The sequence below is a fragment of the Natrinema versiforme genome, assembly GCF_005576615.1.
GTDB lineage: Archaea > Halobacteriota > Halobacteria > Halobacteriales > Natrialbaceae > Natrinema > Natrinema versiforme_A.
Window position 1 is genome coordinate 3,182,530 of record NZ_CP040330.1, and the last position, 18,784, is coordinate 3,201,313.

An 18,784-nucleotide genomic window follows, 5' to 3' on the forward strand; every position below is an offset into this window, starting at 1 on the left:
CGACCGCTCGAGTCGCGGCGCGTCGGCTCGCATCCGCGGCCGATTCGCCTATCGGATCTCCTTCCACTCGGAGCCGCAGTTCGGACAGATGCGGACCGTCTTGATCTCGTCCGGGTCGTTTTCGGTCTTCAGCGGCTTCTCGCACTCGCCACAGACGAGTCGATCGTAGGTATCCTTCTCGAGGTCGCCGGCGCGGAGTGCCTTCCGGACTGATTTCATGTTCGCCCTGTAGGCAGGAGGGGAAGAAAAAGACCGGTGCTTTATCGAGTCTCGAGTCGGTTCCCGCGTTCCGACCGCGGTCGGCTCCCGTTGGCGACGATTTCGCCGCTGCCGGTTGGCCTATCTGGCCGCATTCGTGGCCGTTTTACCGGTCCGCTCGAACACCCCACCGATGGAGTACGTCCAGGAGCGGATCGCCACGCTCCACGAGTTCGGCGAGGGAGACGGGGGCACGGGGAGCGACCTCGCCCGCGATGCCGCCGCTGCGGTCGCCGAAACGGCCGTCGTCGTCCCGATGACCGGTCGCGAGTACGAGAGTCCCGCCGCCGAACGCGTGCTTCGCGAACTCGAGTCCCTCGAGCCGGGGCCGGCCGCGGTCTTCGTTCCCGTCCGCGCCGAGCCCGACCGAATCGGCCCGTTTCGCGAGTGGCTCGACGCGTTCGCGCTGCCGACGCGCGTGCTCTGGTGTAACGCGCCGGCCGTCGACGCGCTGCTCGCCGACGTGGGGCTGGGCGGCGAGTTCGGCAAGGGCCGGGACGTCTGGCTCGCGCTCGGCCCCGCCGCCGACGCCGCCGACGCCGTCGTCGTCCACGACGCCGACGCGCGGAGCTACGAGGCCGACCACGTCCGTCGGCTGCTCGCGCCCCTGACGATGGACTTCGACTTCGCGAAGGGATACTACGCCCGCGTCGAGCGCGGGCGGCTCTACGGACGCCTCTTCCGACTGTTCTACGAACCGCTACTTCGGACCCTCGCGGACGCCCACGACGCGCCGATCGTCGACTACCTCGGCGCGTTCCGGTACGCGCTGGCCGGCGAGTTCGCCGCGACCGCCGGCCTCGCCCGACGGCTCCGCGCGCCCCGAGCGTGGGGCCTCGAGGTCGGGACGCTCGGCGACGCCTACGAGGTCGCCGGCTTCGGCGGGACCGCACAGGTCGACCTCGGCCGCCACGAGCACGATCACCGCGCCGTCGCCGGCGACGCCGGCCTCGAGGGGATGAGCCGCGAGGTCGCCGCCGAACTCCTGCGGGTGCTCGAGGAACACGGGGTCGCCCCCGAGTACGGGACCTTACCCGAGCGATACCGGGCCGTCGGCGACGAACTGATCGACCAGTACCGCGCGGACGCGGCGTTCAACGGGCTCGAGTACGACCCCGCGGGCGAGCGGGACCAACTGGCCCGCTACGCCGAGTCGATCGCGCCGCCGGGACCCGACGCGCGTCTCCCCCGGTGGATAGACGCCCCGTTCACGCCGGCGGACGTCCTCGCGGCGGCCCGGCCGTGGCGCGAACGGCGGCTCGGATCACGCTCGCAAGACTAAAGACTAATCCCGTCACCCGCCGTTGGACCGCGTATGGACGCGACCGCCGACGAACTGGCCGGCGTGGTCGACCTCTTCGGTGGGGTGACCCGCGCGGAGTTAGAGCGGGCGCTCGCCGAGGCCGCCTACCGCGCCGACGGGCAGTCCGTCGACGACGACGCCCTCGGGGCGGCGATCGACGAGGCGCTCGAGTCGTTCGCGCTCGTTCGGTACGAGCCCGGCGAGGACGCCGCGGCGGCGTCGACCGCGGACGGCGAGGCGCTGCTGGTCGCCGGCCCGACGGCCTTTCCGACGGTGCCGGAGCACGCGGAGGACGTCCCGCACATTCTCGATATCGAGCGCCGACGACTCGACCGCGACGCGCTGGGAGCGGCGACCCGCACGCGCCTGATCGACGCCGCCGACGAGGCCGTCGCGGCGGCCGACGCGGAGCGGCTCCGGACCCTGATCGACATCAGTTACGACATCGAGGCATGGGCCCCGGTCGATCTCGCGGACGAACGGACGCGGCTGGAGGACGCGCTCGAGGAATGACGGCGCGGAGACTGACCCTCGAGCCGGTCGCGAACTACGAGCCCACCGAGATCGGCGATCAGGAGTTCGACGCGGCGGTCCTCGCGCCGATCGTCGACCGCGACGGCGAGGATCACCTGCTCTTTACCCGGCGGGCCGACCACCTCGGCGAACACCCCGGGCAGATGAGCTTCCCCGGCGGCGGGGCCGAACCGGAAGACGACACCATCCTCGAGACCGCGCTCCGCGAGGCGAACGAGGAGATCGGCCTCGAGCGCGGCGAGGCCGAAGTCGTCGGCCAACTCGACGATATCCGAACGGTCACGGAGTACGCGGTCACGCCCTTCGTCGCGCACGTCCCCGATCGAGAGTACGTCCGCGACGACAGCGAGGTCGCCGAGATCGTCGTGCTGCCGCTCTCGGGGCTGCTCGATCCGGACAACTACGAGTACGAACGGCGCTCACATCCCTACTACGGCGAGATCGTCATCCACTACTTCCGCGTGAACGGCTACACCGTCTGGGGCGCGACGGGCCGGATTCTGGTGCAGTTGCTCGAGTTGGCGACCGATTTCGAAGCGCCCGAGAAAGTCGATCGATCGGAGTTCTAATTCTCGCAAATCGGCGTCGAGCCATCGGGAAACGAGCGGCTCGCGGCAATCACTGACGTTACGGTTACAACCCCTCGAGCGAGCGCAGTTTCTGTTCGACGTCCGGCGGCGCGGCGCTGGGGCCGTCGCGCACGCGATGGTCCGGAATGAGGATCGGGGCCGGATTCTCGGCGAGCGCGGTCCGGACGAGGATGATGTCGTCTTCGTCCTCGTGATCGAGCCCCGAAGTCATCCGGGCGAGCGTCTCGACGGTCACTTGATCGCCGTAGGGAATCTCTCGGACTCCCTCGAGGACCGCCCGCTGATCGGTCGGCATGGTCATCGCGACAGTAACGTCGTCGAAGGTGACCGGCTCGAGTCCGTCGAGGTACTCGAATAACTGATCGAGCACGTCGTGGTCGTCCCCGGCGTCGTCGTCGGGGATCTCGGGAAACGAAACGCTCAGGACCCGCCCGCTGGCGGCTCCGAGCTGGACGTACCGATCGAGATACGGCGATTCCCGTGCGTAGATTCCAGCGTCCGTAACGTCCTCCATAGCCGCCCGTAGGCGATCCGGGCTTGAATAGCCGCCGGTCCTCCGCTCGAGTCGCGGTTCCCGCCGCGGACTCGAGTTTCGGGCCTCGGTCCGGACGGGCTCGCATCGCCCGTCGCCGCCCAGCGTGCGCTACCGGCTGGCAATGACGCAAGCCTTATGTACATATGAGTACGTCGATGTACAATAATGAACTCCGATACGGAGCTCGCTCCCGCGGTGCAGTCGATACTCGAGGCGGCACGGGAGCGGTCGGGCGGGGAGGGCGTCGTCGACGTCGACGCGCGCTCGCTGGCCGACGCGCTGGCCGCCGCCGAGGCCGACGGGCGAGTCCCAGTGATCGCGGAGGTGAAACCGACGAGTCCGACGGCCGACGGGGCTCGTGAGGACGATCCCGTCGAACTCGCCGAGGCGATGGTCGCGGGCGGCGCGGCGGCGATTTCGGTCCTCACGGAGCCGACCCACTTCGGCGGCTCGCCCGAGGCCCTGACTCGCATCCGCGAGGCCGTCGACGTGCCCGTGTTGCGCAAGGATTTCGTCCTCGACGAATACGGGATGGACGTCGTCGAAGCGGACCTCCTCTTGCTGATCGCCAGATTCGTCGACGATCTCGAGGCGCTCGTCGCGGCCGCCCGGGAGCGCGGCTTTCAGCCCCTCGTGGAGGTCCACGACCGCGAGGAACTCGAGACCGCGCTCGAGGCGGGGGCCGACATCATCGGCGTGAACAACCGCGATCTGGGGCGACTCGAGGTCGACCTCGAAACCTTCGAGTCGGTCGCGCCCGAGGTGCCGGACGACGTGACGCTGATCGCCGAGAGCGGCGTGTCGTCGCCGGCGGACGTCCGACGGATGCGCGCGGCGGGTGCCGACGCCCTGCTGGTCGGCAGCGCCATCATGGACCACGGCGCAGGCGACAGTGACGTGACCGAGAACACGCGTCGGCTCACCCGAGCGGATGCGACGGCGTCGACGGAACCGGAGCCGACAAGCGAGTACGACGGAGACACACAGACATGAGCACGGAACGCGAACGAGACGACGAGCGTCGATCCAACCGGACGGGCACGTTCGGGGACTACGGCGGCCAGTACGTCCCCGAGGCCCTGATGCCGGCGCTACAGGAACTCGAGGACGCCTACGAACGGTACGTCCTCGAAAACGAGGACGGCTTCATGGACGAGTTCCGCGAGCGGATGCGCGATTTCGGCGGGCGGCCGACGCCGCTCCAGCGCGCGGATCGGCTGAGCGAACGCTACGACCGCGAGATCTATCTCAAGCGCGAGGATCTCGTCCACGGCGGGGCCCACAAGCTGAACAACGCGCTCGGACAGGTCCTGCTCGCGAAATATATGGGCAAAGAGCGGATCATCGCCGAGACCGGCGCGGGCCAACACGGCACCGCGACGGCGATGGCGGCGGCCCACCTCGACATGCCCTGCGAGATCTACATGGGACGGACCGATGTCAACCGCCAGCGGCCCAACGTCTACCGCATGCGCATGAACGGGGCCGAGGTGAACCCGGTCGAAGCCGGCAGCGGCACGCTGAAGGAAGCGATCAACGAGACGATGCGCGACTGGGCGACCACGGTCGAGCGGACCCACTACGTCATCGGCTCCGTCGTCGGCCCGCACCCCTTCCCGCAGATGGTCCGGGACTTTCAGGCGGTCATCGGCGACGAAATCCGCGACCAGATCCAGGAGAAGGCGGGGCGACTGCCCGATAGCGTCGTCGCCTGCGCCGGCGGCGGCTCGAACACGATGGGCACCTTCCACGCGTTCGTCCCCGACTGCGCGAACCCACGGTTCGCGGACGGCTCGAGCGGCGACGGGCCGCGCGAACAGGTCGATCTGTACGCGGTGGAGGCCGGCGGCTCGAGCCTCGAGATCGACGAAAGCGAGGGCGTCGCACCCAACTCCGCGACGCTCTCGACGGGCACCGACGGCGTCCTCCACGGCGCGATGACGAAGCTCCTCCAGAGCACCGACGGCCAGATCATGGAGTCTCACAGCGTCAGCGCGGGACTTGACTACGCCGGCGTCGGTCCCGAACTCTCGCATCTCGTCGAGACGGGACGGGTCACGCCCGCGAGCGTCGACGACGAGGACGCGCTCAACGGCTTCCATCGACTCTCGCGACTCGAGGGGATCATCCCCGCCCTCGAGTCGAGTCACGCGCTAGGCTATTTAGAGAAACACACCGACGAGTTGGGCGACCTCGTCGTCGTCAACGTCTCCGGCCGCGGCGACAAGGACCTCGAAACGGTACTCGAGGAGACCGAGAAACGCGATCTCGAGGCCGCACCCGACGTGGAGGTGTTCGACCAGTGAGCGAGTACGACAGCGACATCGAGGCCGCGATTCGGGAGGACCATCCCGCGCTGATCACCTACATCACGGCGGGCGATCCCTCACTCGAGGACACCAAGGCATACGTCGAGGCTCTCGACCGCGGCGGCTCGGACCTGATCGAACTCGGACTTCCCTTTTCGGAACCGATCGCGGAGGGCCAGACGATTCAGGCCGCGATCAACCGCGCGCTCGCGGCCGGGACGACCCCCGAGGGCTTCTTCGAGTTGGTCGACGACCTCGAGACCGAGGCACCGCTGCTGGTGATGACGTACTACAATATGATCCTCCAGTATGGGGTGAGCGAGGCGCCGCGCGCCTCGGATAGTGACGCGGCTTCGCCGCGGAACGAACCCGACGTGAGGCCCTTCGTCGAACGGGCTGCGGAGGCCGGCCTCTCGGGTATCATCGTCCCCGACCTCCCCGCCGAGGAGGCCGAGCCGCTGCGGGCGGCCTGTGACGACCACGGGCTCGATCTCGTCTTCATCATCGCGCCGACGACCGAGGGCGAGCGCCTCGAGACCATCATGTCCCACGTCTCGGGCTTTGCCTACGTGCAGGCCCGCCTCGGGACGACGGGCGCGCGTGCGAACGTCTCGGGTGCGACCCACGACAGCCTCGCGCGGCTGTCCGAGTACGATGTGCCCAAGGCCGTCGGCTTCGGCGTCAGCGAGGGCGACCACGCCGCCGAAATCATCGAGGCGGGTGCCGACGGCGTCATCGTCGGCAGCGCGCTCGTCGAGATAATCGCCGACGCCGACACGCCCGAGGCGGCGGTCGACCGCCTCGAGGCCAAAGCCCGCGAACTCAAGCGAGGCGCACGCCGCGGCGCGGACTCTATCACGGTCGACCCCGAAGATACACCGGAACCAGAACAGCCATAACGGCAAGCTTGCTACACTCCCGCAATGACTACAGGAATCGACGCACGACTCGAACGAATCGGGACAGACGGATCGTACGTGATCGTCCCAATGGACCACGGCATCACGATGGGTGCCGTTCAGGGACTGAAAGATATCGAATCGACGATCGACGGCGTGACCAGCGGCGGTGCGGACGCGGTCCTCACGCAGAAGGGAATCGCGCCCCGCGTCCACGAGAACAAGAACGACAAAGGCTACATCGTCCACCTCAACGGCTCGACCACGATCGGGCCGGACGAGGAGGACAAGCGGCTGACCGGGACCGTCGAGGAAGCTATCCGGGTCGGTGCCGACGCCGTCTCCTTCCACATCAACGTCGGCTCGAACCACGAACCGGACCAGATCAGTCAGCTCTCGGAGGTCACCGAAACGGCGAAGCGCTTTGGCATTCCGGTGCTCGCGATGGCCTACGCCCGCGGCCCCGGCGTCGATTCCGCGGATCCCGAAGCGCTCGGTCACGCGGTTCGACTCGCCGAGGAACTCGGCGCTGACATCGTCAAGACCGGGTACAGCGGCGACGCCGAGAGCTTCCAGCACGTCGTCGAATCGACCCGACTGCCGGTCGTCATCGCCGGCGGCTCGCGGGGCACCGACCGCGAGACGATCGATATGGTCCGCGGCGTGATGGACGCCGGCGGTGCCGGGATCTCCATGGGTCGCTCGATCTTCCAGCACGAGAACCCAGAGGCCATCGCGCGAGCGGTCGCCGGCGTCGTCCACGACGACCTTTCGACCGACGAGGCGCTGGCCGAAGCGGGGCTGGCGCTCGAGGCCTAATTCTCGGATTCTCTCTCGTCGCGTTTAGCTTGGACTGCCACAGCGTCGGCTGCGTTCTGTACCGAGCAGGCACCATTCATCCCGTCGGCGGCCGACGCTCAGTGACAGTGCGTGTCGAGGTGCACGTCGCGGTCCGCATAGCGCGGAGAGAGTTCGACGGTGGCGTGATCGACGCCGTGGTGGGCGAGTTCGTCGTGGACCCGGCCGACGACCGCGTCGGCCTCGGTCATCGTCTCGACGCCCGTTTCGACGTGGACCGTCGCGACCGTGATCTGGCTGCAGATCTGCCACGCGTGGAAGTCGTCCACCCGGTCGACGCCGTCGATTTCGGTGAGATGCGATCGGATGTCGTCGGTCTCGAGCGGCGTCTTGAGGAAGAAGATCTCGCCGCTGCCACGGAGGACCGTGATCGCGGACCACGTGAGACGGCGGCGATGAGCGCCGCGGCGATCGGGTCGATCACGCGGATGCCGGTCAGTTCGATGGCGACCACGGAGACGATGACGGCGACCGAGCCGCCGGCGTCGCCGAGCAGGTGATAGAACGCTCCCTTCTCGTTGAGACTCATCGCGTCGCCGTGGAGCACGTACACTGAGCCGAGGTTGACCAGCAGGCCGCCCAGCGCGATTGCGATCGTCGGCCCGGCACCGATGGCGACCGGCTCGAGGAATCGCTGATAGGATTCCCAGAGGATGAACCCGACCATCGGCAGGAGCAACAGGCCGTTGAGGAAGGCGGCGAAGGGCTCGAGGCGGTGGAGACCATAGGACCAGCGGTCGTCCTCGCCGTAGCGTTCGGCGACGTGGGCGGCGGCGAAGGCCATCACGTACGCGAGCGCATCGAACAGCATGTGGACTGCGTCGCTGATGAGCGCGACGGACCCGAACGCCAGCCCGCCCGCGAGTTCGACGAGGAAGCCGACGACGTTGATCAGCGAGACGGCGGCGAGCTTGCGACTGCTCGTCGACTCCCCGCCGTGGCCGTGTCCGTGATCGTGGCTGTGGCCGTGGTCATCGCGGGCGTGTGAGTCGTCGTGGGGGTGTGCCGACTCGTTGCGACTCATCGTAGGTCGAACTCAGTGGACCCGACTTATTAAATCGGCTGCTATAAGGCGATGATTTCTATGCTAATCTTAGCAAGTATTTGCGGATATGTTAATAATGACACGGTGATTCGTCGTAGTTTGCCCCACGTCTCGGAGCGGGTCGATCGGAAGAATTTCGGCGGCACGCTCCCTCCTCGAGGCCGTGACCGACGGCGAGGAACTAACGCTCGCGGACGAAATCGTCGCCCGGGCGCGGATTCACGCCCGCGAGGTCGTCGATGAGCACGAACTGGCGATCGATCTCGCATCCCTCGAGTGGGACGTCTCGGCGCGAGCGCGCCGTCGCGCGGGCCTCTGTCGCTGGCACGCCGACCGCGAGGTGGCGACGATCGTGCTCGCGCGGCGGGCCTACGAACGGTACGACTGGCCCGACTTCGCGGGGATCGTCCGCCACGAGCTCGTCCACGCGTGGGAGTTCCAGCAGTTCGGCGAGTCCGGCCACGGCGACCGGTTTCGCGAGCGGGCCGCGGCGCTCGAGGCCCCGCGTTACTGCGAGGCGTTCGCGCGGCCGCGGTACGTCCTCCGGTGTCTCGCGGCCGACTGCGACTGGCGGGCAAAGCGCCACCGCGCGTCGAAACCGGTGAAGTCGCCGGACCAGTACCGGTGTGGGGGCTGTGGCGGTTCCTACGAGGTCGAGCATACGGAAAGCGGCCGAACGTGGACGACCGCGAGCGGCTACGGCGGCGCGAAGGCGGCGCTCGGAGAGGACTGGTAGGACGCGTCGATCGCGACCCACTCGAGTCGAGCGCGGAACACTTATTCGCCTCACCATACCTGTTTCGGGTATGGGAATACTCGATCTGATGCTGGGCAACTCCGGACCCGGCGAGCAGGGTGTCGAGGCGACGTCGTATACCCTGCCGAAGGACACGCACGACTTCGTCTACCCCGTCGCGGTCCGTCGCGAGGAGGTCGAGGCGTTCGCCGAGTTGCTCGAGGCCGAAGCCGATGCGCCGGCGCTCGAGGCAGAGGCCGACGATCTGGAGGCGGCCTTCGAGGGACTGACCGGCGAGGGCGGACCCGATATCGACACGGCCGAACTCGCCGAGCGGATGCGACGGCCCCGGAACGCGGCGGAACCGGTGATCGAGTCGTGGCGCGACTCCCTCGAGCGCGATATCGGCGTGGTCTACGCCCGGCCGAATACCTACGACGCGCTGGTGGCGTTCGTCAAACTCTGCAAGCAACGCGACGACGACGAGGGCGACGCGTTCGACCTCCCCGAGAGCTTTCCGAACGCGGCGGCCCTGCTCAAGCGACTCGAGGAGGGAACCGACACCCAGTATCGCGCTGTGGTGCACACCGATCTGCTGCCCGAGGAGTAGGGCGGACAGCCCGGCAATCGGTTCGCTTGGCGGACTTAGACGATCGTTTCGAACGCCTCGAGCGACGCGAGTTCGTAGGTCGGCACGTGCTCGCTGGGCCCGTCGTCGCGCCCGGTATCGAGCCACGCCGAATCGATCCCCATCGCGTTGGCGCCCGCGATGTCGGCGTGGAGCGAGTCCCCGACGTGAATCGCCGCGTCCGGCGCGACCTCGAGTTCACCGAGCGCGCGTTCGAAGGGTGCCGCGTTCGGTTTCGGCAGGATCCCCGCGCTCGGCTCAGTAAACACCCGCACGTCGAAGGCGTCCTCGATGCCCAGCGCCCGGAGTTTCTGTGTCTGTGTTTTCCGACCGCCGTTGGTGATGAGCCCGACCCGACTTCGGTCGCGAGCGTGCTCGAGCGCCGCTTTCGCGCCGGGTCGAAATCTGACGGCGGTCGGGTCCTGCACCGCGAGGTACTCGGCTGCGAGCGTCGGCGCGATATCGGGGGCGACGCCGGCTCGCTGTGCGACTTCGGTAAAGAGGTGCTCGTAGAACTCGCGATCGGTCTCGGCGGTCGGCAGGTGAGGCACGGCGGCCCGCAGTTCCGCGGGGGTACAGAACTGCTCGCAGCCGGCGCGTTCGAAGGCGGACTCGAGCAGGGTCGCGGCGTCCTGAGTCGGCTCGCAGAGCGTGCTATCGAGATCGAAACAGATCGCGTCGTAGGCGGCCATCTGGATCGTTGTACGAGCGCGGGCGTTCTCAACGTTTCGCCGATTCGATGCAGTATCCGTCGTTGCGACCAGTGCCGACGAGAACAGCCCGAAAGCCCCGTCGCCCCTTTCAGTCCCACCCGGCGGTGGTTTGGCCGGATGGCCGACACTCGGCAGTTGACCGGGGGCGGTTTCGGCTCGAGCGGCCACTCCCGATTCCGCAGCAGTTATTTTTGCTGACACGCCTCTCGGCGTATGGAGGTCGTCAAGCGAGTTCACGTCGTGCCGTTGGGCTACGAGTTCGATCGGATCCTCGAGCCGATCCGGACCCAGCGGGCGGATCTGGTCTACCTGCTCGAGGACGACAGCGCAGGCAATGGGGAGACCGACGGCGAACAGGACGGGGAGGGTGGACACGGGGAGCGAAACGCGACCGCGGCCGCCGACTATCACGACGAGTTACGCGAGGAACTCGAGTCGATCGTCCCCGAGGTGCGGACCAGAGCGTGCGATCTGACGGACGTGTACGCCGTCCTCGGCGACGTGACGACGATCGCCGATATCCACGCCGAGGATCAGGTGTACGTCAACGTCTCCGGGGCCGGCACGATTCCGGCGATCGGGGCGACGATCGCGTGTATGGACGTCTCAACGGACGCCCACGCCTACTACGTCGAGCCGTCGGAGTACACCCACGACGGGACGGCCGAACCCGGCTCGTTCGGCCTCGACGAGATGGAAGAGGTGCCGACCTATCCCATCGAGTCGCCGACGCGCGAGCAGGTCGCGATCATGGAGTTCCTCGCCGATCCAGCCGCGTGGGATGGCTTTCACGACGACCGGACGGCACCGCCGAAAAAGAAGGACCTCATCGAGTACGCTCGAGAGCAGGAACTCGCCTTCATGGCCGATCGACGGTCGCCGGACGAGCACTCCGGCGAGGACAAGGGCGCGTTTCGGGTGCTCGACACCCACGTCCTCGAGCCGCTCGCCGAGGACGGCTACGTGACGATCGAGTCGGTCGGCCGCCGGCGCGTCGTCGAGTTGACCGAACGGGGCGAAAACGCCTACCGGGCGTTCCGACACAAGCTCATGGACGAGGCCGGCGAGACGCGATAGGCGGTGTCGCGGACGGCGGTATCGGTGGTGGAACGGCGCAGCGGAGGGGTGAACGTCAGCGGTAGGGCGGCCGGAGGGGACGGCGTCAGCGGTGGGGCGGCGTCAGTCGGGGGAGCAATCAACGGAGGGTCGCCGTCAGCAGACGCGGGCCGACGGCGGTTCAGTGCTCGTCGTAGACCCGCGCGTACAGTTCCGTTCCCAGTCGAGCCAGCTCGAGGTCGGCCTCGAGGCGCTCGATGTGGTCGCGAAGCGCCGCCGCCTCGAGTCCCGGGAACTCGCGGTCGGTGCGGGAATCGAGGTGGCTGCTCGCCCGCGCGAGCAGGAAGGGCGCGGCGTCAGCGAGGTGCGAGCCCGGGAGCTCGGGGCCAGCGCCGCGGCCGCGCTCGACCGCGGCCAGGACTTCCTGTGCCGCGATGAGCGTTCGGCGCAGCGAGCGGATCTCGGCGTCGTCGGCGGGCGGCGTCAGGTACTGCGTTAGCAGTTCGTCGGCCGCGACGACTCGATCCGGAGCGACGTCGAACGCGTCCTCGAGCCGCTCGAGGGCGGGTTCGGTGACGTCCGTGCGCCGACACGCGAGCCGGACGGCACCCAGTACGGTCGCCGGTCGGCCGTACTCGAGGACCGCCAACTCGCCCGCGTGCTCGAACGCCGCGCGGGCGATCTCAGCCGCGGGTTCCACCTCGAGCCGGTGGGCGGCGCAGTCGATCGTCAGTTCGGCGTCGTCGAGGTGGCGCTGACCCATACCAGAACGTTCGTTCGGACGGTTATTATCAACTTCCGAGAAAGTATTCTAACTACCGTTACTATCGTTACCCACAATACTATCATAACTATTCGAGCAGTACTAGCAGTTACGACGGTACTGGACTCGAAGACGGGATCGGAACAACGGCCGCTGTTCCGATATCGATCGGTCCGTCTGACGTTCCTGCCCGATTCGCCACGTTCAAGCCGGTTCCCTCCGAGGGTCGATTTATGACGCGAGCTGTCTGGGTAAAAGCCGACGATACAGTCGGTGACTGGGACGACCGCCGGGAGCGGATCACCGCCGCACTCGAGGCGGGTGCAGACTGGGTACTGGTCGACGAGGACGACGTTTCCCGCGCTCGGGAACTCGGCGATATCAACGTCGCCGCGTTCCGGACCGACGGGGACGTAACGCTCGTCGACGACATCGACGACGCCGAGGCCGACGGCGCGAGCGACGACGCGGAGTCGGACGCGCAGGCAGACGCGATCGTCGTCGGGAAAGCGGGCGAGGGCGACGCCACGATCGACCTGCCCGAGGACTTCTCGGGGTCGGCAGACCTCTCGACGCTGCGCCGGAACGGCGACTTTGAGCGCGGCGCGTACGTCCGCATCCTCGGCAAGGAGTACGAGCGCTTCGCCGAGACCGCCGCCGAGGAAGCCGACCACACGATCGTCGTCGGCGAGGACTGGACGATCATCCCCCTCGAAAACCTGATCGCCCGCATCGGCGACGAGACCGACCTCGTCGCGGGCGTCACCAGCGCCGAGGAAGCCAAGACGGCCTTCGAAACCCTCGAGATCGGGTCCGACGCCGTCCTGCTCGACTCCGGCGATCCGGACGAGATCCGCAAGACCGTCGAGATGCGCGACCAGGCCGCACGCGAGCGCCTCGAGCTGGAGTACGCCGAAGTGCTCGACATCGAGCGCGCCGGCAGCGCCGACCGGGTCTGTGTCGACACCGGTAGCCTCCTCGAGCACGATGAGGGAATGCTCGTCGGGTCGATGGCCCGCGGACTGGTCTTCGTCCACGCCGAGACCGCCGAGTCGCCCTACGTCGCCTCGCGGCCCTTTAGAGTCAATGCGGGCGCGGTCCACGCCTACGTCCGGACCCCCGACGGCGGCACGAAGTACCTCTCGGAACTCCAGAGCGGCGACGAAGTGCAGGTCGTCGACACCGACGGCAACACCCGCGAGGCCATCGTCGGCCGGGTCAAGATCGAACAGCGGCCGATGTTCCGGATCGCCCTCGAGACCGAGGACGGCGACCGCGTCGAGACGCTGCTCCAGAACGCCGAGACGATCAAGGTCGCCGCAGAAGAGGGCCGCAAGGCCGTGACGGACCTCGAGGCCGGCGACGAGATCCTGCTGTATTCTGAGAACACGGCCCGCCACTTCGGCGAACCCGTCGAAGAGAGCATCATCGAGAAGTAGCGTCGCGGAATCGGTACGGAACGGCACCCGAGACCGGCACCGAATCCGAACGTCGACGTGCGAATCAGTCGCTCGCTTCAGAGATCGTTCGTCTCCGCCTCGGGATCGACTGGCTCGAGGCGCGTCGTACACCAGTGACAGAACTCGAGGTCCGCGTCGATTTCTTTACCGCACTCGGGACAGGTCGGCCCCTCCGCGGTGTCGGCTCCGACCGAGGAGTGGCCGAGCGCGCGGAACGTCGCGTCGATCGCGGCGAACAGGGCGATAAACGAGAGGAGGAACTGTGTGATCGCACTGGTCTCCGCGGCCATGATATCCGCGTATGCGGTGATATCATCGACGCTCGTTACCGGTCCGGCGGCCGTCAGCTGGTCGATCGGAAGAAAGAGGGCGCTCGCCGACACGAAAAGAGCCGCGAACGCGGCGGCGCGGAGCCAGTCCCGGATGAGAACGTGACCCGCGCCGGGCATGATCACGGAGAGACCGGCGGCGAGAAGCGCACGGAGCCATGTCATTGTAGTGAGGATGTAGGGACCCCCTGCCCTTAACATTCCGATTCTCGTTGTTTTTCAGCTCAGTCGAGTCGTGCGACCAGTTCGGCGAGCGTCTCGAGGTCGTACTGGCCCGGCGCGGTCGCCTCCGACGGGTCCACGGGCGCGTAGCCGATCTTCGAGCCGTAGACCGGAGCCACCGCGCGCGTGTGGCTGCCGACTTCGCCCATCGCCATCGTGGCGACCGCGTCGCCGTGGGCGGTCAGCTGCTCGGTCGCGGACAGGAGCGCGAGCGTGTCCGCCGTCGACTGGGCGGTCACCGCCAGTTTCGCCACGTCGGCGTACTTGCCCGCCTCGGTCAGCGTTCGAACCATCTCTTTGCGAGCCGGTGTTCCGTCGAAGTCGTGGGCCGACGCGATGATCGACACGTCGCGATCGCGAGCCGTCTCGAGGACGTCCTCGGCGTCCCCCTCGAGGATCGACTCGAGTTCGACGTCGATGGCCGCGACGGCCTCGAACGCGGTCGCCGCCGCCAGTGCCTCGAGTCGGCCGTCCTCGGCTGCGTCTCCGCCCTCCCAGTCGGCGCGATTCGTCGCGATGATCGGCAACTCGCCGTCGTAGGCCTCGAGCGCGGCCAGCGGTTCGTCGGCCAGGTCCATTCGGAATTCGATCGCGTCAGCGTGCTCGCGGGCCGCGGGTTCGTCGGCGAGCGTCGCCGTCGCGGCCGTGAGCACGAACGAGTCGAAAGTCAAACCCATTGGCTACCAGTGGGAGCGAGAGCGACAAAAACGGTATCGTTTCGGCAGTCCCAGTCCGTCGAGAACCGCGTTAGGCCATCCCGATGGTCTCCTCGGCCTCGAGGAGTTCGTGATAGCGGTTCCGAATCGTCACTTCGGAGATGTCGGCGACGTCGCTGACGGCGGCCTGCGTGGTCTTCTCGTTGGTCAGGAGCGCGGCGGCGTAGACCGCGGCGGCCGCGAGGCCGACCGGCGACTTGCCGCTGTGGACGCCCTTCTCCTTGGCGTTCTGGAGCAGGCTCCGCGCGCGGTGTTCGGCCTCGTCTGAGAGTTCGAGTCCCGAGGCAAAGCGAGGGACGTAGCTCTCGGGGTCGGCCGGCTGGACCTCGAGGCCCAGTTCGCGGACCACGTAGCGGTAGGTGCGCGCGATCTCGTTTTTCTCGACGCGGGAGACGTCGGCGATCTCGTCGAGGCTCCGGGGGACGCCGGCCTGTCGGGCGGCGGCGTAGACACAGGCCGTCGAGACGCCCTCGATGGAGCGGCCCGGCAGCAGGTCCTCGTCGAGCGCGCGGCGGTAGATGACCGACGCGGTCTCGCGGACGTTCGTCGGGAGGCCCAGCGCGCTCGCCATCCGGTCGATCTCGCCGAGTGCCTGTTTCAGGTTGCGCTCCTTGGAGTCGCGGGTGCGGAAGCGCTCGTTCCACTTGCGCAGGCGCTGCATCTTCTCGCGCTGGCGGGAGCCGAGCGAGTTGCCGTAGGCGTCCTTATTTCGCCAGTCGATGTTCGTCGAGAGCCCCTTGTCGTGCATCGTGTTCGTCGTGGGTGCGCCCACGCGGGACTTCTCGTTCTTCTCGGCGGCGTCGAAGGCCCGCCACTCGGGGCCGCGGTCGACGGAGTCTTCCTCGACGACCAGTCCGCAGTCCTCGCAGACGGTCTCGCCGTGCTCGTCGTCGACGACGAGGTTGCCGGCACACTCGGGACAGACCAGATCCTGCTGCTCCTCGCTCTCGGTCTCCTGTTCGTTGGTTTCGGGTTCGCTACGTCGTACTCTCGTGTTCGATGGTGCGTTAGTCATACGATGGCGATTGCTGCCCGGCCGAACCGATTGCAAAAGCCCGGACGGATCCGTTACCTCTCACGTTCAGAGACTCGAGGTTTAATGGTTTCGAAATCTCGGCCCCAGATCCCTCGAAAACGGGTAATTCAGGCGAACGAGCATGATAAATGGAAACATTAAAGCAGAGAAGGACGACCGCCGCGCGCGGAAACGGTGGCTCCAACTTCGCTCCGTGCAAAGGGCCGGTATGGAACTCGCAGTCGGCAGCACGAACCCGGTCAAGGTCGACGCGGTCGAACGCACGCTCGAGCGATACGAGCCGACCGTGACCGCCGTCGACGTCGACTCCGGGGTGAGCGAACAGCCACGGTCGCTCGAGGAGACCGTTTCCGGTGCCGAGAACCGCGCCCGACGCGCGCTCGCGGCGACCGACGCCGACTACGGCGTCGGCCTCGAGGGCGGGGTCGCTCGGCTTGGAGCGACACCGGGCCTGTCCCTAATCATGTGGGGAGCCGTCACCGACGGCGACCGACTCGAGCGAGGTGGCGGGCCGACGCTTCGGCTTCCCGACCGGGTCGCCGAGCGGGTCTCGGACGGCGCGGAACTGGGACCGGTCATGGACGACGTGCTCGGAACGGAGAACGTCGCCGAAGCGGAGGGGGCCGCGGGTGCGCTCACCGACGGGCTGACCAACCGGACGCGAGCGTTAGGCGAGGCGGTTGCGTCTTCGTTCGGACCGTTCGTAACAGCGTATTACGACACCGACGCGTGACTCTCGGCCGCTGTGACGGGTCCCGCTTGCGTCACGGCTGTCGAAATCGCCGCTCCGATCCCGTCGGCCGGAAACCGTCACGAACAAACGACAGTCCGAGCCCGGTATATATTAACCGCACGTACCAACGAAACGTTTCCACCCGGTTAGTATCTCATTACGCCCCGGGAAAACCGCACGACAGGAGCGGGTTAACCGCACGTACCAAACCCCCTAAGGGTGTTCCTGTCATCCGACCGTGTATGAGCACTGCAATGGCCCCCGACCTCACGAGCAAACAACAGCGGATTCTGGAGTACCTCCGGAACAACGCGGCGACGAAAACGTACTTCAAATCCCGCCTCATCGGCAAGGAGCTCGGCATGACGGCAAAAGAGGTCGGCTCGAACATCACCGCACTTCAAGAGGGCGACTACGACGTCGAGATTGAGAAGTGGGGGTATTCCTCGAGTACCACCTGGAAAGTCGACGCGTAACAGTCGACTGCGGTCGCGCGGTCCGTTTCTGCTCTTGGTTTACCGATCATAACGAGTGACGAACGACAGCCGATAGCGACGCGAACGCTCTTCTATCGCGAGCCCTCAATATCGGGACATGACGGCAGTACTGTTCGATATGGACGGCGTCATCCTCGAGGGACCGCGAACGCATCCGCAGGTCTACGCCAACGCCGCCGACGCGGCGCTTGCCGAACTGGAGGTCGACCCGACGGCAACACAGCGGCGCGATTTCAGGGATCACGACCACGAACGGATCCAGAGACACTGTCAGGACCTCGGGATCGACCTCGCGGAGTTCTGGGATCGAAAGGAAGCACACGCCTCAAGCGGAACCCACGACCGCCTTCGATCGGGTGAGCGCGGCACCTACGACGATATCGACGCGATTCACGACCTCGGGGAGCGGACGACGATTGGACTCGTCACCAACAACCGCCACGAGACCGCCGAATTCGTCGCCGACTACTACGAGTTCGATTTCGATGTCGTCCGCGGCCGTGACCCGACGGTCGAGGGCTACGAGCGACGCAAGCCCGATCCCTCCTACATCGAGGAGGCACTCGAGGCCGTCGGCATCACGAGCGGCATCTACGTCGGTGATTCGGAAAAAGACGTGACCGCCGGGCGCACGGCCGGCCTCGAGACCGCGTTCCTCCGGCGGTCTCACAACCGCGATCGGTCGGTGGACGCGACCCACGAACTCGAGTCGCTGACCGACTTGCTGTCGCTGGTCGACTCGTCGTAATCTCGCAGTAATACGTTCTTACCGCCGGGTAACAGGTACTTAGTCCCGACCTCAGGCCTGATACTCGAGGAACTGATCCGCGTCTCGAGCGAGCGTCCGCGCGCGATCGCCGAAGGAGTCCGCGTGGCGGACGACCAGTACGAGCACCGTCTCGGGTCGTTCGACGGCGTAGCCGTCGTCCCGGGAGAGCAGTCCGGCCTCCTCGAGTTCGCCGGCGTACTTGCTCACCGTCGGCGGGGAGACCTCGAGGGCCGTCGCGAGGTCGCCGGCGGTGGCGTCCGAGTTCAGGAGGAGTTCGATCAGCATGCCGCGCGGGGTCTCCCGGCGGAGGTAGCCGAGCGCCCGTTTCTCGAACTCGTCGAACCGGCCGGCCGTGACGAACCGCTTGTAGTCGCCGTCGCGGTAGCGCTCGATGGCCTCGAGTTCCTCGAGCCGGCGGAGGTGGTGTTGGGTTTCGCCGGTCCCGAGTTGTAAGTCATCGCGGATCTTCGAGAAGTGCGCGCCGGGCGTCGTGGAGAGATAGCCCGCGATAGCGTCGCGCGCGTCGCTTTCACCCGTGTCAGCCGCCGCTGAATCGGAGCGTCCAACCAGCGGGGAGGCGGCACCGAGGGCGGCAAATCGGCGCAGGGTCGCTCGTTTTTCATCGTCGACCCCATCGGGTGCTGTCATACCTACTACTGTCCTCAAGGGCACGATACGTAAAACAGGTTTCGCTCCGCTTTGTTCACCGATTATTACTGGTTAGGGATCCAATACGTGTCCTCGAGCGACGATGGAGACGAGAGTGAGCGCAATCGACGTACAGACGATTATAGG

At 67.0% G+C, this 18,784-nt stretch carries 22 protein-coding genes and 1 pseudogene; 14 read left to right on the top strand and 9 right to left on the bottom strand.

Annotated elements, in window-relative coordinates; all coding sequences use genetic code 11:
• Positions 1 to 48: 48 nt before the first annotated feature.
• A complete protein-coding gene (locus FEJ81_RS23320; RefSeq protein ID WP_006429148.1) occupies positions 49 to 219 on the bottom strand; it encodes an HVO_0758 family zinc finger protein in 171 nt (56 codons plus the stop codon).
• Between the two features lie 172 nt (positions 220 to 391).
• On the opposite strand from FEJ81_RS23320, the gene FEJ81_RS15755 reads away from it, so the two are divergent.
• The 3 genes from FEJ81_RS15755 to FEJ81_RS15765 are packed head-to-tail and all read left to right on the top strand — an operon-like array spanning position 392 to position 2,664.
• Positions 392 to 1,540 carry a glycosyltransferase family protein gene (locus FEJ81_RS15755; RefSeq protein WP_138246186.1) on the top strand — a complete coding sequence of 383 codons (1,149 nt, stop codon included), beginning with the start codon at positions 392 to 394 and terminating at the stop codon, positions 1,538 to 1,540.
• Positions 1,541 to 1,573: 33 nt separating this feature from the next.
• Entirely contained in the window at positions 1,574 to 2,074 is a 501-nt protein-coding gene (locus FEJ81_RS15760) for a DUF7109 family protein (protein WP_138246187.1), read from the top strand.
• Positions 2,071 to 2,664 carry an NUDIX hydrolase gene (locus FEJ81_RS15765; RefSeq protein WP_138246188.1) on the top strand — a complete coding sequence of 198 codons (594 nt, stop codon included), beginning with the start codon at positions 2,071 to 2,073 and terminating at the stop codon, positions 2,662 to 2,664. Before FEJ81_RS15760 ends, FEJ81_RS15765 begins: the two co-directional genes overlap by 4 nt.
• A 64-nt stretch (positions 2,665 to 2,728) precedes the next feature.
• Here the strand turns inward: FEJ81_RS15765 and FEJ81_RS15770 are convergent, their stop codons facing one another.
• Positions 2,729 to 3,199: an MGMT family protein gene (locus tag FEJ81_RS15770; protein WP_138246189.1), complete on the bottom strand. Its 471-nt coding sequence runs from the start codon at positions 3,197 to 3,199 to the stop codon at positions 2,729 to 2,731.
• Positions 3,200 to 3,385: 186 nt separating this feature from the next.
• On the opposite strand from FEJ81_RS15770, the gene trpC reads away from it, so the two are divergent.
• The 4 genes from trpC to FEJ81_RS15790 are packed head-to-tail and all read left to right on the top strand — an operon-like array spanning position 3,386 to position 7,247.
• Positions 3,386 to 4,213 (top strand): indole-3-glycerol phosphate synthase, encoded by an 828-nt coding sequence (gene trpC, locus FEJ81_RS15775; RefSeq protein ID WP_138246190.1) that lies wholly within the window; start codon positions 3,386 to 3,388, stop codon positions 4,211 to 4,213.
• Positions 4,210 to 5,526 (top strand): tryptophan synthase subunit beta, encoded by a 1,317-nt coding sequence (gene trpB / locus FEJ81_RS15780; RefSeq protein ID WP_138246191.1) that lies wholly within the window; start codon positions 4,210 to 4,212, stop codon positions 5,524 to 5,526. Before trpC ends, trpB begins: the two co-directional genes overlap by 4 nt.
• A complete protein-coding gene (gene trpA / locus FEJ81_RS15785; RefSeq protein WP_138246192.1) occupies positions 5,523 to 6,428 on the top strand; it encodes a tryptophan synthase subunit alpha in 906 nt (301 codons plus the stop codon). The genes trpB and trpA overlap by 4 nt, the downstream gene beginning before the upstream one ends.
• Positions 6,429 to 6,452: 24 nt before the next feature.
• Complete coding sequence (locus FEJ81_RS15790) at positions 6,453 to 7,247, top strand: 2-amino-3,7-dideoxy-D-threo-hept-6-ulosonate synthase (RefSeq protein WP_138246193.1); 795 nt, start codon at positions 6,453 to 6,455, stop codon at positions 7,245 to 7,247.
• A 98-nt stretch (positions 7,248 to 7,345) separates the two neighbouring features.
• Here FEJ81_RS15790 and FEJ81_RS15795 read toward each other — a convergent pair.
• Positions 7,346 to 8,310 (bottom strand): annotated as a pseudogene (locus FEJ81_RS15795) (cation diffusion facilitator family transporter).
• A gap of 184 nt (positions 8,311 to 8,494) precedes the next feature.
• On the opposite strand from FEJ81_RS15795, the gene FEJ81_RS15800 reads away from it, so the two are divergent.
• Both FEJ81_RS15800 and FEJ81_RS15805 read left to right on the top strand, forming a co-directional pair.
• A complete protein-coding gene (locus tag FEJ81_RS15800; RefSeq protein ID WP_138246194.1) occupies positions 8,495 to 9,067 on the top strand; it encodes a SprT family zinc-dependent metalloprotease in 573 nt (190 codons plus the stop codon).
• A gap of 70 nt (positions 9,068 to 9,137) precedes the next feature.
• Positions 9,138 to 9,677 carry a hypothetical protein gene (locus FEJ81_RS15805; protein WP_175416448.1) on the top strand — a complete coding sequence of 180 codons (540 nt, stop codon included), beginning with the start codon at positions 9,138 to 9,140 and terminating at the stop codon, positions 9,675 to 9,677.
• Positions 9,678 to 9,712: 35 nt separating this feature from the next.
• On the opposite strand, the gene FEJ81_RS15810 is transcribed toward FEJ81_RS15805, so the two are convergent.
• Entirely contained in the window at positions 9,713 to 10,387 is a 675-nt protein-coding gene (locus FEJ81_RS15810; protein WP_138246195.1) for an HAD family hydrolase, read from the bottom strand.
• A 234-nt stretch (positions 10,388 to 10,621) separates the two neighbouring features.
• On the opposite strand from FEJ81_RS15810, the gene FEJ81_RS15815 reads away from it, so the two are divergent.
• Positions 10,622 to 11,485 carry an HFX_2341 family transcriptional regulator domain-containing protein gene (locus tag FEJ81_RS15815; RefSeq protein WP_138246196.1) on the top strand — a complete coding sequence of 288 codons (864 nt, stop codon included), beginning with the start codon at positions 10,622 to 10,624 and terminating at the stop codon, positions 11,483 to 11,485.
• A 160-nt stretch (positions 11,486 to 11,645) separates the two neighbouring features.
• On the opposite strand, the gene FEJ81_RS15820 is transcribed toward FEJ81_RS15815, so the two are convergent.
• Positions 11,646 to 12,227, bottom strand: a complete 582-nt coding sequence (locus tag FEJ81_RS15820; RefSeq protein WP_138246197.1) for a hypothetical protein — start codon at positions 12,225 to 12,227, stop codon at positions 11,646 to 11,648.
• 233 nt (positions 12,228 to 12,460) lie between these two features.
• On the opposite strand from FEJ81_RS15820, the gene FEJ81_RS15825 reads away from it, so the two are divergent.
• Positions 12,461 to 13,666, top strand: a complete 1,206-nt coding sequence (locus FEJ81_RS15825; RefSeq protein WP_138246198.1) for a 3-dehydroquinate synthase II — start codon at positions 12,461 to 12,463, stop codon at positions 13,664 to 13,666.
• Positions 13,667 to 13,743: 77 nt separating this feature from the next.
• On the opposite strand, the gene FEJ81_RS15830 is transcribed toward FEJ81_RS15825, so the two are convergent.
• From FEJ81_RS15830 to FEJ81_RS15840, 3 genes are all read right to left on the bottom strand, one after another.
• Positions 13,744 to 14,181 carry a zinc ribbon domain-containing protein gene (locus FEJ81_RS15830; protein ID WP_138246199.1) on the bottom strand — a complete coding sequence of 146 codons (438 nt, stop codon included), beginning with the start codon at positions 14,179 to 14,181 and terminating at the stop codon, positions 13,744 to 13,746.
• 59 nt (positions 14,182 to 14,240) lie between these two features.
• Complete coding sequence (locus FEJ81_RS15835) at positions 14,241 to 14,915, bottom strand: type I 3-dehydroquinate dehydratase (protein ID WP_138246200.1); 675 nt, start codon at positions 14,913 to 14,915, stop codon at positions 14,241 to 14,243.
• 70 nt (positions 14,916 to 14,985) lie between these two features.
• A complete protein-coding gene (locus tag FEJ81_RS15840; protein WP_006429130.1) occupies positions 14,986 to 15,969 on the bottom strand; it encodes a transcription initiation factor IIB in 984 nt (327 codons plus the stop codon).
• Positions 15,970 to 16,198: 229 nt separating this feature from the next.
• Between FEJ81_RS15840 and yjjX the strand changes: the two genes are divergently transcribed.
• The 3 genes from yjjX (at position 16,199) to FEJ81_RS15855 (ending at position 17,968) form a co-directional block, all read left to right on the top strand.
• Positions 16,199 to 16,723, top strand: a complete 525-nt coding sequence (gene yjjX, locus FEJ81_RS15845; RefSeq protein ID WP_138246201.1) for an inosine/xanthosine triphosphatase — start codon at positions 16,199 to 16,201, stop codon at positions 16,721 to 16,723.
• A 254-nt stretch (positions 16,724 to 16,977) separates the two neighbouring features.
• Entirely contained in the window at positions 16,978 to 17,199 is a 222-nt protein-coding gene (locus FEJ81_RS15850; RefSeq protein ID WP_006429128.1) for a DUF7123 family protein, read from the top strand.
• Between the two features lie 118 nt (positions 17,200 to 17,317).
• Complete coding sequence (locus tag FEJ81_RS15855; RefSeq protein WP_138246202.1) at positions 17,318 to 17,968, top strand: HAD family hydrolase; 651 nt, start codon at positions 17,318 to 17,320, stop codon at positions 17,966 to 17,968.
• A 51-nt stretch (positions 17,969 to 18,019) separates the two neighbouring features.
• Here the strand turns inward: FEJ81_RS15855 and FEJ81_RS15860 are convergent, their stop codons facing one another.
• Positions 18,020 to 18,637, bottom strand: coding sequence for a winged helix-turn-helix transcriptional regulator (locus tag FEJ81_RS15860; protein WP_138246203.1), 618 nt, complete (start codon positions 18,635 to 18,637; stop codon positions 18,020 to 18,022).
• Positions 18,638 to 18,784 lie beyond the last annotated feature (147 nt).

What these genes read in the sequence shown, in the direction of transcription:
- FEJ81_RS15820 (WP_138246197.1), bottom strand. Translation starts at nt 12,227, where the DNA reads ATGGGTCAGCGCCACCTCGACGACGCCGAACTGACGATCGACTGCGCC.
- trpB (WP_138246191.1), top strand. Translation starts at nt 4,210, where the DNA reads ATGAGCACGGAACGCGAACGAGACGACGAGCGTCGATCCAACCGGACG.
- FEJ81_RS15830 (WP_138246199.1), bottom strand. Translation starts at nt 14,181, where the DNA reads ATGACATGGCTCCGTGCGCTTCTCGCCGCCGGTCTCTCCGTGATCATG.
- FEJ81_RS15850 (WP_006429128.1), top strand. Translation starts at nt 16,978, where the DNA reads ATGGCCCCCGACCTCACGAGCAAACAACAGCGGATTCTGGAGTACCTC.
- FEJ81_RS15765 (WP_138246188.1), top strand. Translation starts at nt 2,071, where the DNA reads ATGACGGCGCGGAGACTGACCCTCGAGCCGGTCGCGAACTACGAGCCC.
- yjjX (WP_138246201.1), top strand. Translation starts at nt 16,199, where the DNA reads ATGGAACTCGCAGTCGGCAGCACGAACCCGGTCAAGGTCGACGCGGTC.
- FEJ81_RS15790 (WP_138246193.1), top strand. Translation starts at nt 6,453, where the DNA reads ATGACTACAGGAATCGACGCACGACTCGAACGAATCGGGACAGACGGA.
- FEJ81_RS15810 (WP_138246195.1), bottom strand. Translation starts at nt 10,387, where the DNA reads ATGGCCGCCTACGACGCGATCTGTTTCGATCTCGATAGCACGCTCTGC.
- FEJ81_RS15815 (WP_138246196.1), top strand. Translation starts at nt 10,622, where the DNA reads ATGGAGGTCGTCAAGCGAGTTCACGTCGTGCCGTTGGGCTACGAGTTC.
- FEJ81_RS15760 (WP_138246187.1), top strand. Translation starts at nt 1,574, where the DNA reads ATGGACGCGACCGCCGACGAACTGGCCGGCGTGGTCGACCTCTTCGGT.
- FEJ81_RS15770 (WP_138246189.1), bottom strand. Translation starts at nt 3,199, where the DNA reads ATGGAGGACGTTACGGACGCTGGAATCTACGCACGGGAATCGCCGTAT.
- trpC (WP_138246190.1), top strand. Translation starts at nt 3,386, where the DNA reads ATGAACTCCGATACGGAGCTCGCTCCCGCGGTGCAGTCGATACTCGAG.
- FEJ81_RS15860 (WP_138246203.1), bottom strand. Translation starts at nt 18,637, where the DNA reads ATGACAGCACCCGATGGGGTCGACGATGAAAAACGAGCGACCCTGCGC.
- FEJ81_RS15825 (WP_138246198.1), top strand. Translation starts at nt 12,461, where the DNA reads ATGACGCGAGCTGTCTGGGTAAAAGCCGACGATACAGTCGGTGACTGG.
- FEJ81_RS15855 (WP_138246202.1), top strand. Translation starts at nt 17,318, where the DNA reads ATGACGGCAGTACTGTTCGATATGGACGGCGTCATCCTCGAGGGACCG.
- FEJ81_RS23320 (WP_006429148.1), bottom strand. Translation starts at nt 219, where the DNA reads ATGAAATCAGTCCGGAAGGCACTCCGCGCCGGCGACCTCGAGAAGGAT.
- FEJ81_RS15805 (WP_175416448.1), top strand. Translation starts at nt 9,138, where the DNA reads ATGGGAATACTCGATCTGATGCTGGGCAACTCCGGACCCGGCGAGCAG.
- FEJ81_RS15755 (WP_138246186.1), top strand. Translation starts at nt 392, where the DNA reads ATGGAGTACGTCCAGGAGCGGATCGCCACGCTCCACGAGTTCGGCGAG.
- FEJ81_RS15840 (WP_006429130.1), bottom strand. Translation starts at nt 15,969, where the DNA reads ATGACTAACGCACCATCGAACACGAGAGTACGACGTAGCGAACCCGAA.
- FEJ81_RS15835 (WP_138246200.1), bottom strand. Translation starts at nt 14,915, where the DNA reads ATGGGTTTGACTTTCGACTCGTTCGTGCTCACGGCCGCGACGGCGACG.